This is a genomic window from Cellulomonas fimi (assembly GCF_028527925.1).
Classification (GTDB): domain Bacteria; phylum Actinomycetota; class Actinomycetes; order Actinomycetales; family Cellulomonadaceae; genus Cellulomonas; species Cellulomonas fimi_C.
On record NZ_JAPESW010000020.1, the window covers coordinates 44,418 to 57,543 of the forward strand.

A 13,126-nucleotide genomic window follows, 5' to 3' on the forward strand; every position below is an offset into this window, starting at 1 on the left:
CGCGGTCCACCGCAGCGTCGCCGCCATCCGGCCGGTCGACGTGCCCGTCCAGTGAGGAACCGACTCCGCCGTGAACGCCCTGCGCATCACCCTCCAGGTGCTGCTGGTCCTGTCCAGCATCCTGCTCATCCCGCTGGTGCTCCTGCACAAGGGCAAGGGCGGTGGCCTCTCCGACATGTTCGGTGGTGGCATCTCGAGCAGCGCGGGCAGCTCGGGTGTCGCGGAGCGCAACCTCAACCGGATCACGATCGGTGTGGCCCTGTTCTGGACGGTCGTGATCGTGCTGCTCGGTCTCATCGAGCGCACGGCGAGCTGAGAGGGGCTGGCGATGGCGAGCGGGAGCGCGATCAGGGGGTCGCGAGTCGGAGCCGGCCCGATGGGCGAGGCCGAGCGGGGCGACGCCGCACCGCGGATCTGGATCTCCTACTGGTGCGCGAACGGCCACGAGACGCGGCCGAGCTTCGCAGAGGAGGCCGCCGAGGAGGCGCCTGCGACGTGGGACTGCCCGCGCTGCGGCTTCCCCGCCGGTCAGGACCAGGAGAACCCGCCGTCGCCGAGCAAGAACGAGCCGTACAAGACGCACCTCGCGTACGTGAAGGAGCGGCGCTCCGACGAGGACGGCGCCGCGATCCTCGACGAGGCGCTCGCCGCCCTCCGCGCGCGGCGCGGCAGCCGGACGACCGGCGCCTGAGCGACACACCGTCCGCGAGCACGAGAGGCCCTGCTGCTGAGCGGCGGGGCCTCTCGTCGTTCGCACCCCCTGACGCGCGCGAGACGCCCTGACGCGCGACGACGGGCCCTGGCCTGTGTGGCGGGGGCCCGTCGTCGTCCGCGTCCAGCCGAGCGGGGCGTCCGCGGCTAGCGGTCCGTGCGACGCAGGAGCGCGAAGCCGTCGTACCCCTTCGAGCCGACGGTCTGGAGCACCGTGGCATCCCAGCGGTCGTCCTGCGCGACGCTCGCGACGAAGCGCTGCACGCCCTGCACACGCTCGTCGGGGTGGCGCGCGTCGACGACGGCGCCGCCGCGCACGACGTTGTCGACGACGACCAGCGCGCCCGGGCGGACCAGACCCGCGACGGCGTCGACGTACGCGGCGAGCGTCTGCTTGTCGGCGTCGACGAACACCAGGTCGAACGGCTCCACGCCGTCGGCCGCGAGGCGTGCCAGCGTCTCCGTCGCCGGACCGACCAGCACGTCGATCCGCTCGACCAGGCCCGCACGCGCGAACGTCTCCGACGCCACCCGGGCGTGCTCGGGGGAGATCTCCAGCGTGACGACCCGACCGTCCTCGGGCACCGCCCGCGCGAGCCACAGCGTGCTGTAGCCGCCCAGCGTGCCGAGCTCGAGGACGCGGCGGGCCCCGACGCCCTGCGCGAGCAGGTGCAGCAGCTTGCCCTGCAGCGCCGACACCGCGATGTCGGGCAGTCCGGCCTCCCGGGCGCTGTGCTGGGCGTCGACGAGCGCGACGTCCTGCGGCGCGAGCTGCTCGAACCAGGTGTCCACGGCCGTCCACCGAGCGACGGGATCGATGCCCTCGTCGCTCGGCACGGGAGCCGTGGGGGCTCCGGGGGCCGCGTCCTGCGTCGCGGCGGCGTCCACGAGCCACAGCGTGCGCTCCGTGCCGAGCGCGCCCGCCGCGGGCGTCTCGCTGACCGGTGCCCCGGCGAGGGCCGACGCGACCGCCGGTGCCTTCTCCGCACCGGCGGCGACGACCCACACCTCGCGCGACGCGCGGATCGCGTCGAAGGTCAACGACACGCGCAGCGGCGGCGGCTTCGGGGAGTCGTGCACCGCGACGGTCGCGACGCCCGTGACGGACACCGTCTCGTGCCCGGGGAACAGCGACGCGACGTGGCCGTCCGGCCCCATCCCGAACAGCGTGACGTCGAACCGGGGCGCGACGAGCCCGGGCGGGGCGTGCTCGGCGAGCGTGCGGGCGTAGGCCGCGGCGGACGCCTCGGGCGTCGGCACGTCGTCCGACTGCGCCGGCATCGGGTGGACGTTCCCGGCCGGGAGGGCGTCGAGGCCGTCGAGCAACGCCTCGCGCGCCTGCGTCTCGTTGCGGTCGGTGTCCCCGTCGGGCAGGAAGCGCTCGTCCCCCCACCAGAGGTGCACGCCCGACCAGTCGACCGCGTCGCGCAGCGGGCTGCGTGCGACCGCCGCGAGCGACTGGATCCCGACCGTGCCGCCCGTGAGGACGACGTGGACGGGGGAGCGGTGCGACTGCAGGTCGAGCAGCCGGGTCAGCAGCCGTGCGGCGACGGCCTCCGCGAGGACCGCGGCGTCCGGGTGGACGACGACGTCGCGGCGGCTCACGCGTCGATCCTCGCGAGGCCCTTCTGCAGGACGTCGCCGTAGACCTCGTCGGGGTCGAGCCGGCGGAGCTCCTCGGCGAGGCACTCGCGCAGCTGGCGGATCGGCAGCGCGATCCGGTGCTCCGGCTGGTCGGGCTGACGGAGTGCCGCCGTCTTGCCGTCGGGGCGGTCGAGCACGATGTCGCCCGACGCGCGCTCGAGCCGGACCTGCGTGATCGCGGGCGCGTCGGCGAGGCGTTCGACCTCGACCGGGCAGCGCAGCGCCTCCGCGAACCAGGCAGCCATGAGGTCGACCGACGGGTGCGTGCTCTCGCCCGTGACCACGGCCTTGCGGACGGGCTCGAAGGGCGGCTGGTCGAGCGTCGCCGCGATGAGCCCGCGCCACAGGGTGGCCCGGGTCCAGGCGAGGTCGGTGTCACCCTCGGCGTAGACCTTCGACAGCTTGCGGAGCTCGGCGCCGGGCTTGCGGCACTGCGTCGAGTCCGTGATCCGGCGCTGCGCCATGCGGCCGAGCGGGTGCTCGGAGGGCACGTCCGGGATCTCGTACGGCCACCACGTGACGATCGGCGCGTCGGGCAGCAGCAGCGGCATGACGAGCGTGTCGAGGTGTCGGTCGATGGCCCCGGACGGGCGCAGCACGATGACCTCGCTCGCGCCGGCGTCGCCGCCGAGGCGGATCTGCGCGTCGAGGCTCGAGGTGCGGTCGTGCGTGTCCTTGGCGAGCACGATCACGCGGCACGGGTGCTCGCGGCTCGCGTCGTTCGCGGCGTCGATCGCGCCCTCGGGGTCGTGCGTGCCCGCGTCGATGAGAAGCGTCAGCACGCGGCCGAGTGCGACCGCGCCGCCCTCGTCACGCTCCTTGAGGAGGCGCTTGTTGATGTCGCGCGTGGTGGTGTCCGGCAGGTTGATGATCACGGTCGCCTCCACGCGCGTCCGTCACGCGCCATCATCTTGTCGGCCGACGCCGGCCCCCAGGTGCCCGCGCGGTACTCGTCGGGCTTGCCGCCCTTCGAGGCCCAGTAGTCGATGATCGGGTCGAGGATCTGCCAGGACAGCTCGACCTCCTGGTGCTGCGGGAACAGCGGCGGGTCGCCGAGCAGGACGTCGAGGATGAGACGCTCGTAGGCCTCGGGGGAGGACTCGGTGAAGGCGTGCCCGTACCCGAAGTCCATCGTGACGTCGCGCACCTCCATCGCCGTGCCCGGCACCTTGGCCCCGAACCGCAGCGTCACGCCCTCATCGGGCTGCACGCGGATGACGAGCGCGTTGTTGCCGAGCTCGGACGTCGCGGTCGACTCGAACGGGAGGTGCGGCGCACGCTTGAAGACGACCGCGATCTCGGTGACGCGGCGGCCCAGGCGCTTGCCCGTGCGCAGGTAGAACGGCACCCCGGCCCAGCGGCGCGTGTCGATGTCGACGCGGATCGCGGCGTACGTCTCGGTCGTGGAGTTCGGGTTGAAGCCCTCCTCCTCGGCGTAGCCGACGACCTTCTCGCCGCCCTGGTAGCCGGCGGTGTACTGGCCGCGCGCGGTGTGCTTGCCGATGTCACGCGGGTTGCGCACCGCGGAGAGGACCTTGATCTTCTCGGCGCGCAGGCCCTCCGCGTCGAACGAGACCGGCTCCTCCATCGCGGTGAGGGCGAGGAGCTGCAGCAGGTGGTTCTGGATGACGTCCCGAGCGGCGCCGATGCCGTCGTAGTACCCGGCGCGGCCGCCGATGCCGATGTCCTCGGCCATCGTGATCTGCACGTGGTCGACGTAGTTGGCGTTCCAGATCGGCTCGAACAGCTGGTTCGCGAACCGCAGCGCGAGCAGGTTCTGGACCGTCTCCTTGCCCAGGTAGTGGTCGATCCGGAAGATGTCGTCGGGCCGGAACACGCTCGACACGATGTCCTGCAGCTCGCGCGCGCTCGCCAGGTCGTGGCCGAACGGCTTCTCGATGACGACGCGCCGCCACGTGCCGTCCTTCGGCTGCGAGAGGCCCGAGCGGGCCAGCTGCTTGCAGACGACGGGGAACGAGCTCGGCGGGATCGACAGGTAGAACGCGTGGTTGCCGCCCGTGCCGCGCGACACGTCGAGCTCCTCGACGGTCTGGCTCAGCCGGTCGAACGCGTCGTCGTCGTCGAACGTGCCCTGCACGAAGCGGATGCCCTCGGACAGCTGGCGCCACGTCGCCTCGCGGAACGGCGTGCGCGCGTGCTCCTTCACGGAGTCGTGCACGATCTGCGCGAAGTCCTGCGTCGCCCAGTCACGCCGGGCGAAGCCGGTGAGCGCGAAGCCGGGCGGCAGGAGCCCGCGGTTCGTCAGGTCGTACACCGCCGGCATGAGCTTCTTGCGGGCGAGGTCGCCCGTCACGCCGAAGATGACGAGACCGCACGGACCGGCGATGCGGGGCAGGCGCCGGTCACGCGGGTCGCGCAGCGGGTTCTGGCCCTCGGCGACCTTCGCGCTCACCGGGCCTCACCGGCCGCGACCTGCGCCTGCGCGTCGGACAGACCGGTGCGCACGGTCGACAGGAGCTGCTCCCAGCTGGCCTCGAACTTCTCCACGCCCTCCTGCTCGAGCTGGACGGTGACCTCGTCGAGGTCGACGCCCTGCTCCGCGAGCCGGTCGATGACCTCCGCGGACGCCGCGCCCGTGCCGGTCACGGTGTCGTGCGCGTCGCCGCCGTGGTCCGCGACCGCGCGCAGCGTGGCCTCGGGCATGGTGTTGACGACGCCCGCGACGACGAGCTCGTCGACGTAGAGCGTGTCGGGGTACGCCTTGTCCTTGACGCCCGTCGACGCCCACAGCGGCCGCTGCGGGTGCGCGCCGGCGGCAGCGAGGGCCTTCCACCGGTCGCCGCCGACGACCTCCTCGTAGACGCCGTACGCGAGCCGCGCGTTGGCGATGGCCGCCTTGCCGCGCAGCTCCGCCGCCTCGGGCGTGCCCAGCTCGTCGAGCCGGGGGTCGATCGCCGCGTCGACGCGCGACACGAAGAACGACGCGACCGAGGCGATCGGCGCGAGGTCGTGCCCGTTGTCCCGCGCCTGCTCGAGACCCGCGAGGAACGCGTCGAGGACGGCGCGGTAGCGGTCGAGGGAGAAGATCAGCGTCACGTTGACGCTGATCCCCTCCGCGAGGACGGCCGTGATCGCCGGGAGCCCCTCGACCGTCGCGGGGATCTTGATGAACACGTTGGGCCGGTCGACCGTGGACCACAGCGCCTTCGCCGACGCGATGGTGCCCTCGGTGTCCCGCGCGAGCCGCGGGTCCACCTCGATCGACACGCGGCCGTCGACGCCCGCGGTCCGGTCGTAGACCGGGCGCAGGACGTCGGCGGCCGCGCGCACGTCGTCCGTCGTGATGCGGAAGACCGCCTCGTCGAGGTCGACACCCTCGGCGGCCAGCTCGCGGAGCTGCTCGTCGTAGGCGTCACCCTTCGACAGGGCCGACGCGAAGATCGTCGGGTTGGTCGTCACGCCCACCACGCCGAGGTTCTCGACGAGGTCGGCGAGATCACCGGTGCGCAGGCGCTCACGGGACAGGTCGTCCAGCCAGATCGCCACCCCCGCCTCCGTGAGTCGTGCGACCGGGGTGCTGCTCGGTGCCATCGTGCTTCCCCTTCTTCCCACTGACGGCCCCGGGTGCACGGGACCGGTCGTCCGATCGGAGCCGCGTGCTCAGGCCGGGAGGTCGCCCGTCCCGCTCTGCGTCGGCGCCGCGGAGGCGGCGGACGGGGCCGCGTCCCCGCGGGCCGCGGCGAGCGACTCGTGGGCGGCCGCGACGACCGCGTCGGCGGTGATCCCGAACTCCTCGTAGAGCTTCTCGAAGGCCGCCGAGGCGCCGTAGTGCTCGAGCGACACGGATCGTCCGGCGTCGCCGACGATCTTGTGCCACGACAGCGCGATGCCGGCCTCGACCGAGACGCGGGCGCGCACGGCGGACGGCAGGACCGACTCGCGGTAGGCTTCGTCCTGCTCGGCGAACCACTCGAGCGACGGCGCCGACACGACGCGCGTCGGGACACCCGCCGCCTCGAGGGTCTCGCGCGCCGCGACGGCGAGCTGCACCTCGGAGCCGGTGCCGATGAGGATGACCTCGGGCGTGCCGGTGCTGGCCTCCTGGAGCACGTAGGCACCGCGCGCGACACCCTCGGCGCCGGCGAAGCCGTCCTCGCCGCGCGGGAACGTCGGGACGTTCTGGCGCGTGAGGATGAGGCCGACCGGGCCCTCGGTGCGCTCGAGGATCGCCTTCCACGCCTGCGCGGTCTCGTTCGCGTCGGCCGGACGGACCACCGACAGGCCGGGGATCGCGCGGAGCGCGGTCAGGTGCTCGACCGGCTGGTGCGTCGGGCCGTCCTCGCCGAGGCCGATCGAGTCGTGCGTCCACACGTAGATCGACGGGACGCCCATGAGCGACGCGAGGCGGACCGAGCCGCGCATGTAGTCGGCGAACTGCAGGAACGTGCCGCCGTAGGGGCGCGTCAGGCCGTGCAGCGTGATGCCGGACAGGATCGCGCCCATGCCGTGCTCGCGGATGCCGAAGTGCAGCGTGCGGCCGAACTCGTCGCCGCCGAACTCGTGCGTCGAGCGCTTCGCGGGGATGAAGGACGTCGCGCCCTTCATGGTCGTGTTGTTCGAGCCCGCGAGGTCGGCGGAGCCGCCCCACAGCTCGGGGAGCTCCGGGCCGATCGCGGAGAGGACCTCGCCGGACGCGGCACGCGTCGCGACGGCCTTGCCGGCGGGGAACGTCGGCAGCGCGGACTCCCAGCCCTCGGGCAGGCGGCGCTCGACGAGCCGGTCGAGCAGCGCGGCGTTCTCCGGGTTGGCCTCGCGCCACGCGTCGAACGACTTCTGCCACTCGGCGCGCGTCGCCGCGGCGCGGTCGGCGAGCGAGCGCGTGTGGGCGATGACCTCGGGCTCGACGGGGAAGTCCACGTCCGGGTCGAAGCCGAGCAGCTCCTTGAGCCCGCGGACCGACTCGGTGCCCAGCTTGGAGCCGTGCGACGAGTGGTCGTTCGTCTTGTTCGGCGTCGGCCACGCGATGAGCGTGCGGATGCCGATGAACGACGGCTTGTCGGTGACCGCCTTGGCGGCCTCGATCGCGGCGTGCAGCGCGTCGACGTCCTCGCGGTACTCGCCGCCCGCGGTCCAGTCGACGAACTGGACGTGCCAGCCGTAGGCCTCGTACCGCTTGAGCACGTCCTCGGTGAACGCGATCTCGGTGTCGCCCTCGATCGAGATGTGGTTGTCGTCCCACAGCACGACGAGGTTGCCGAGCTCCTGCGTGCCGGCGATCGACGAGGCCTCGCTCGTCACGCCCTCCTGCAGGTCGCCGTCGGACGCGATGACGTACGTGTAGTGGTCGAACGGGCTCGTACCCGGGGCGGCGTCGGGGTCGAGCAGGTTGCGCTCGCGCCGCTGCGCCATCGCGAAGCCCACCGCGGAGGCGAGGCCCTGGCCGAGCGGGCCGGTCGTGATCTCGACACCCGACGTGTGCCGGTACTCGGGGTGCCCGGGGGTCTTGGAGCCCCAGGTGCGCAGCGCCTGGAGGTCCTCGATCTCGAGGCCGAAACCGCCGAGGTAGAGCTGGATGTACTGCGTGAGGGCCGAGTGACCCGCGGAGAGCACGAACCGGTCGCGGCCCAGCCAGTGCGGGTCCGTCGGGTCGTGCCGGAGGACGTTCTGGTACAGCAGGTAGGCCGCGGGCGCGAGGCTGATCGCGGTCCCGGGGTGGCCGTTGCCGACCTTCTCGACGGCGTCCGCGGCCAGGACGCGCACCGTGTCCACGGCACGCAGGTCCAGGTCGGTCCAGCCGACAGTCTCCGCCAGGGGGGCCTTCGCGTTCACCGCACCTCATTCCCACCCGCACCGGCGGCCGGGTGTCGTCTCCGACGTTCTGGTCGGGCACCCGCGACCGGGGTGCCGCCGGACCACGACGCGACCCCGGGGGAGGCGGTCGTCGATCCCTGCGCGTCGAGCCTATATCTCACGCGGCCTGCGGACGTCACCGTGCCCACGGCGCGGGAAGGCGCTATCCGCGGTTGCCGCAGCGACCGATCTCACACCCCCACCGTGCCTGATCCGGGCGCCGGCGCCACCCGGGACCTTGGTCCAGGCCGTAGCATGGCAGCGCGACAAGCCCCCCGCCGGACCAGGAACGGAACCGCAGCGCGTGCGCCTCAGCAGTCCACTGTCAGTCGACGACGCCGGAGCGTCGGCCGCGGCGACCCCGCGCGCGCACCTGACGGCGGCGCCCGCCCCGGCCGTGCCGACGACGCCCGCGACCCGCACCGCACGCGCGCGCCGAGTCCTCGGTGCCTACCTCGCGCTCACCAAGCCCCGCGTCATCGAGCTCCTGCTCGTCACCACGCTCCCGACGATGATCCTGGCCCAGGGCGGCTTCCCGAGCCTCGGGCTCGTGCTCGCGACGCTCGTGGGCGGCGCCGCCGCGGCCGGCTCGGCCAACGTCCTCAACTGCTACCTGGACCGCGACATCGACCAGGTGATGAACCGCACCAAGCGGCGCCCCACCGCGACCGGTGAGATCAGCCCGCGCGCGGCGCTGACCTTCGGGCTCGCGCTCGGGATCGCGTCCCTCGCGTGGCTGTGGCTCGTCGTGAACCCCGCGTCCGCGTGGCTCACGGCCGGCGCGATCCTCATCTACGTCGTCGGCTACACGATGATCCTCAAGCGGCGCACGCCGCAGAACATCGTGTGGGGCGGCGCCGCGGGCTGCATGCCCGTCCTCATCGGCTGGTCCGCGGTCACCGGCGGCGTCTCCTGGACGCCGCTCGTGCTGTTCGGCGTGATCTTCTTCTGGACGCCGCCGCACTACTGGCCGCTGTCGATGAAGTTCCGCAACGACTACGCCGCGGCCGGCGTGCCGATGCTGCCGGTGGTCGCGAAGGACTCGAAGGTCGCGCGCGAGATGATCGCGTACACCCTCGCGATGATCGCGTGCACGCTGCTCCTCGTCCCCGTCGCCGGCATGACGTGGGTGTACGCGGTCGTCGCGACCGCGCTCGGGGCGTGGTTCCTGTGGTCGTGCGTCACGCTGCTGCGGCGCGCGAACGACCCGGCACGCGGCAAGCTCCGCGCGATGACGGTCTTCCACGGGTCGATCACCTACCTGACGCTCCTGTCCGTCGCGATCGCGGTCGACGTCTTCCTGCCGCTCTGACGACGGTGACCGACGACGCAGCCGCCGGGTCGGCCGACGGGCTGCGCCCGTCGCTCGAGCGCTACCTCCGCCACCTGGCCGACCGCGGGCTGTCGGACAACACGCTCGAGGCGTACCGCCGTGACCTCGAGCGCTACGTCGGCTTCCTCGCGTCGGTCGGTCGGACGTCCCCCGCGCAGATCGCGGGCTCGGACGTCGAGGCCTTCGTGGAGGCGGCCCGCGCGGGCACGGACGGCCGCCGCCCGCTGTCCGAGTCGTCGGCCGCGCGGCTCGTCGCAGCCGTCCGCGGCTGGCACCGGTTCCTCGCGCGGCACGGCGTCTCGGTCGACGACGCGACGTGGTCGGTACGCGCACCGGCACAGCCGCGGCGGCTGCCCAAGGCCATCACGATCGACGAGGTCGACCGGCTCCTCGACGCCGCCGGCCAGGGGGACGGGCCGCTCCCGGCCCGCGACCGCGCGCTGCTCGAGCTCCTGTACTCGACGGGTGCCCGGATCTCGGAGGTCGTCGGTCTCGACCTGCGCGACGTCGACCGCGCGGAGCGGCGCGCCGCGGTGCGCCTCGCGGCCGGCAACGCCAAGCAGCGGGTGGCGCCGCTGGGTCGCCGGGCCGTGCGCGCGCTCGACGACTACCTCACGGACTCCCGACCGCTCCTGACCGTCGGCGGCCCGGGCACCGACCGCCTCGCGTTGTTCCTCAACACGCGCGGCGCCCGGCTCAGCCGGCAGAGCGCCTGGGCGGTGCTGCGCAGCGCGGCGCACCGGGCCGGCCTCGTCGACGCCGACGGCATCTCGCCGCACACGCTGCGTCACTCGTTCGCCACGCACATGCTGGCCCGCGGGGCCGACGTGCGGGTCGTCCAGGAGCTGCTCGGGCACGCGTCGGTGACGACGACGCAGCTCTACACCACCTCCCAGGACGACGAGCTCCGCGAGGCGTACGCGGCCGCGCACCCGCACGCCCGATGACGGTCCGCCCGAATCGTGTCGGCACGGGCCGTCCTCCGGTGATCGCACCGTCCGCTCGGGTAGGTTGTCCCGCGTGGTGAGCCAGGAGACGACCGAACCGCAGCTCGACGCCGTCGGACGACCGCTGCCCCTCTTCCCGGAGCCGGCCCCGCTCGCGTCGCACGGTCCTGCCCGCGTCATCGCCATGTGCAACCAGAAGGGCGGCGTCGGCAAGACGACGACCACGATCAACCTCGCGGCCGCGCTCGCCGAGTACGGGCGCCGCGTCCTCGTCGTGGACTTCGACCCGCAGGGTGCCGCGTCGGTCGGGCTGGGCGTCAACCCGCACGAGCTCGACCGCACCGTCTACAACCTGCTGATGGAGCGCGACGCGCAGATCGCCGACGTCGTGCGTCCGACGGCCACGCCCGGGCTCGACCTGCTGCCGGCGAACATCGACCTGTCGGCGGCCGAGGTGCAGCTCGTCGGCGAGGTCGCCCGGGAGTCCGTCCTCGCGCGCGTGCTGCGGCCCGTGCTCGACGACTACGACGTCGTGCTCGTCGACTGCCAGCCGTCGCTCGGCCTGCTGACCGTCAACGCGCTCACCGCGGCGCACGGCGTCGTCATCCCGCTCGAGTGCGAGTTCTTCGCGCTGCGCGGCGTGGCGCTGCTCATCGAGACGATCGAGAAGGTCCGCGACCGGCTCAACCCGCGCCTCGAGGTCGACGGCATCCTCGCGACGATGTACGACTCCCGCACGCTGCACGCGCGCGAGGTCGTCGCCCGCGTGCACGAGGCGTTCGGCGACACGCTGCTGCACACCGTCATCGGCCGCACCGTGAAGTTCCCCGACGCGACCGTCGCCGCGGAGCCCATCACCACGTACGCCCCGTCGCACGCGGGTGCGGCGGCCTACCGGCAGCTCGCGCGTGAGCTCGTCGCCCGTGGCGACGCCGCCTGACGAGCGCGCGCTCCCGCCCGAGCAGTCGACCGCCGGCCCGGCGCCGGCGGGCGCGCACGGCTTCGAGGTCCACCTCGACAACTTCAGCGGGCCGTTCGACGTCCTGCTGGGCCTCATCGCCAAGCACAAGCTCGACATCACCGAGGTCGCGCTCGGACGCGTGACCGACGAGTTCGTCGGCTACATCCGGACCCACGAGCGCGACTGGGACCTGAGCCAGGCGAGCGAGTTCCTCGTCGTCGCCGCGACGCTGCTGGACCTCAAGGCCGCGCGGCTGCTGCCGAGCGCCGAGGTGGAGGACGCGGAGGACCTCGAGCTGCTGGAGGCGCGCGACCTGCTGTTCGCCCGGCTGCTGCAGTACCGGGCGTACAAGCAGGTCGCCGGCTACCTCGAGGAGCGGTTCGCGACCGAGGGCCGCCGCTTCCCGCGGACCGTCACGCTCGAACCGCACCTGGCCGCGCTCCTGCCGGAGCTCGTCTGGCAGGTCGGGCCCGAGGAGCTCGCCCGCCTCGCGGCGCGCGCGCTCGCGCCGAAGCCGGGCCCGCCCGCGGTCGACATCAGCCACCTGCACGCGCCCGCGGTGAGCGTCCGGGAGCAGGCCGCCGTGCTCGTCGAGCGGCTGCGGCACGCGGGGGCCGCGTCGTTCCGCTCGCTGACCGCCGACGCCGACGCGACCGTCGTGGTCGTCGCGCGGTTCCTCGCGCTGCTCGAGCTGTTCCGCGAGGGCGCCGTCGCGTTCGACCAGGTCGAGGCGCTCGGCGAGCTCACCGTGCGGTGGACGGGTGCGGCCGAGGGGGACGTGCAGGTGTCCGACGACTTCGACCAGCTCGACACGACCGGGGGAGCCGGGGGAGCGGGCAGAGCCCCGACGGGGGTGACCGGCGACCCGACGGACGACCCGGTCGACAGCACGACCGACACCCCGACCGACGAGGGAGGCTCCCCGTGAGCGACGAGAGGTCCTACGACGAGCCCCTGGAGGAGGACGCGCTCGACCGGGCGAGCTCCGCCGACGGATCGGTCGGTGACGACGAACGGGACGGCACCGACACACCGGCCGCGGCGGACGAGCTCGCGTTCGACGTCGAGGACCTGCCCGGCGGCGCCCTCGCGACGCTCGAGGCGGTGCTCATGGTCGCCGACGAGCCCATCCCCGCCGTGCGGCTCGCGTCCGTGCTCGCGCTGCCCGTCGTGGACGTCGAGGCGCTGCTCGCCGAGCTCGCGGCGGAGTACCGGGGTGAGCGCGGCGGACGGCCGCGGGGCTTCGAGCTGCGACCCGTCGCGGACGGCTGGCGGATCTACTCGGCACCCGCGTACGCCGACGTCGTCGGTCGCTTCGTCGTCGACGGGCAGACCGCACGGCTCACGCAGGCGGCGCTCGAGACGCTGGCCGTGGTCGCGTACCGCCAGCCGGTGACGCGCGGTCAGGTGTCGGCGGTGCGTGGCGTCAACGTGGACGGCGTCGTGCGGACGCTGACGGCGCGGGGCCTCGTGGCCGAGGTCGGCACCGAGCCGACGACCGGCGCGGTCCTGTACGGGACCACGGGATACTTCCTGGAGCGCATGGGGGTGTCCAGCCTGGACGAGCTGCCCCCGCTCGCCCCCTACCTGCCGGACATCGACGCGCTGGACGGCGTCGACCAGGCGATCGGAGAGACCAGATGAGCCCGCAGGAACGGCGTGGCGGCACGCCCGGCAAGGCGTCCGGCGGACGCGGCGGTGGCGGCGGCGGACGGCCGA

General features: G+C 73.5%; 12 protein-coding genes. 7 read left to right on the forward strand and 5 right to left on the reverse strand.

The genetic code is table 11. The features are described 5' to 3' along the window. Nucleotides 1-70: 70 nt before the first annotated feature. A complete protein-coding gene (gene secG, locus OMK64_RS11115) occupies nt 71-316 on the forward strand; it encodes a preprotein translocase subunit SecG (protein ID WP_124342187.1) in 246 nt (81 codons plus the stop codon). 12 nt (nt 317-328) lie between these two features. Further along, entirely contained in the window at nt 329-691 is a 363-nt protein-coding gene (locus OMK64_RS11120; RefSeq protein WP_272728432.1) for an RNA polymerase-binding protein RbpA, read from the forward strand. 167 nt (nt 692-858) lie between these two features. On the opposite strand, the gene pgl is transcribed toward OMK64_RS11120, so the two are convergent. The 5 genes from pgl to tkt form a co-directional block, all read right to left on the reverse strand. Continuing rightward, complete coding sequence (pgl, locus tag OMK64_RS21095) at nt 859-2,316, reverse strand: 6-phosphogluconolactonase (RefSeq protein WP_272728434.1); 1,458 nt, start codon at nt 2,314-2,316, stop codon at nt 859-861. Further along, nucleotides 2,313-3,230, reverse strand: coding sequence for a glucose-6-phosphate dehydrogenase assembly protein OpcA (locus tag OMK64_RS11130; protein WP_272728475.1), 918 nt, complete (start codon nt 3,228-3,230; stop codon nt 2,313-2,315). Before OMK64_RS11130 ends, pgl begins: the two co-directional genes overlap by 4 nt. Continuing rightward, entirely contained in the window at nt 3,227-4,768 is a 1,542-nt protein-coding gene (gene zwf, locus OMK64_RS11135; RefSeq protein ID WP_272728437.1) for a glucose-6-phosphate dehydrogenase, read from the reverse strand. The genes OMK64_RS11130 and zwf overlap by 4 nt, the downstream gene beginning before the upstream one ends. Next, nucleotides 4,765-5,907: a transaldolase gene (gene tal, locus OMK64_RS11140; protein ID WP_272728439.1), complete on the reverse strand. Its 1,143-nt coding sequence runs from the start codon at nt 5,905-5,907 to the stop codon at nt 4,765-4,767. The genes zwf and tal overlap by 4 nt, the downstream gene beginning before the upstream one ends. Before the next feature lie 69 nt (nt 5,908-5,976). After that, nucleotides 5,977-8,145: a transketolase gene (tkt, locus tag OMK64_RS11145; protein WP_272728441.1), complete on the reverse strand. Its 2,169-nt coding sequence runs from the start codon at nt 8,143-8,145 to the stop codon at nt 5,977-5,979. Between the two features lie 418 nt (nt 8,146-8,563). On the opposite strand from tkt, the gene OMK64_RS11150 reads away from it, so the two are divergent. From OMK64_RS11150 to scpB, 5 genes are all read left to right on the forward strand, one after another. Continuing rightward, nucleotides 8,564-9,478, forward strand: a complete 915-nt coding sequence (locus OMK64_RS11150; RefSeq protein WP_272728443.1) for a heme o synthase — start codon at nt 8,564-8,566, stop codon at nt 9,476-9,478. A gap of 5 nt (nt 9,479-9,483) precedes the next feature. Next, on the forward strand, nt 9,484-10,446 hold the full coding sequence (locus OMK64_RS11155) for a site-specific tyrosine recombinase XerD (RefSeq protein ID WP_272728446.1): 963 nt from the start codon (nt 9,484-9,486) through the stop codon (nt 10,444-10,446). A 73-nt stretch (nt 10,447-10,519) separates the two neighbouring features. Continuing rightward, complete coding sequence (locus OMK64_RS11160) at nt 10,520-11,386, forward strand: ParA family protein (protein WP_272728448.1); 867 nt, start codon at nt 10,520-10,522, stop codon at nt 11,384-11,386. After that, on the forward strand, nt 11,370-12,335 hold the full coding sequence (locus tag OMK64_RS11165; protein WP_272728450.1) for a segregation and condensation protein A: 966 nt from the start codon (nt 11,370-11,372) through the stop codon (nt 12,333-12,335). Before OMK64_RS11160 ends, OMK64_RS11165 begins: the two co-directional genes overlap by 17 nt. Before the next feature lie 143 nt (nt 12,336-12,478). Then, the gene (scpB, locus tag OMK64_RS11170) at nt 12,479-13,051 is read left to right on the forward strand and encodes an SMC-Scp complex subunit ScpB (protein ID WP_272728476.1); all 573 of its coding nucleotides are present in this window, start codon (nt 12,479-12,481) and stop codon (nt 13,049-13,051) included. Nucleotides 13,052-13,126: the final 75 nt, after the last annotated feature.

Coding starts and splice junctions, on each gene's coding strand:
- tal (WP_272728439.1), bottom strand. CDS start 5,907: ATGGCACCGAGCAGCACCCCGGTCGCACGACTCACGGAGGCGGGGGTG.
- OMK64_RS11120 (WP_272728432.1), top strand. CDS start 329: ATGGCGAGCGGGAGCGCGATCAGGGGGTCGCGAGTCGGAGCCGGCCCG.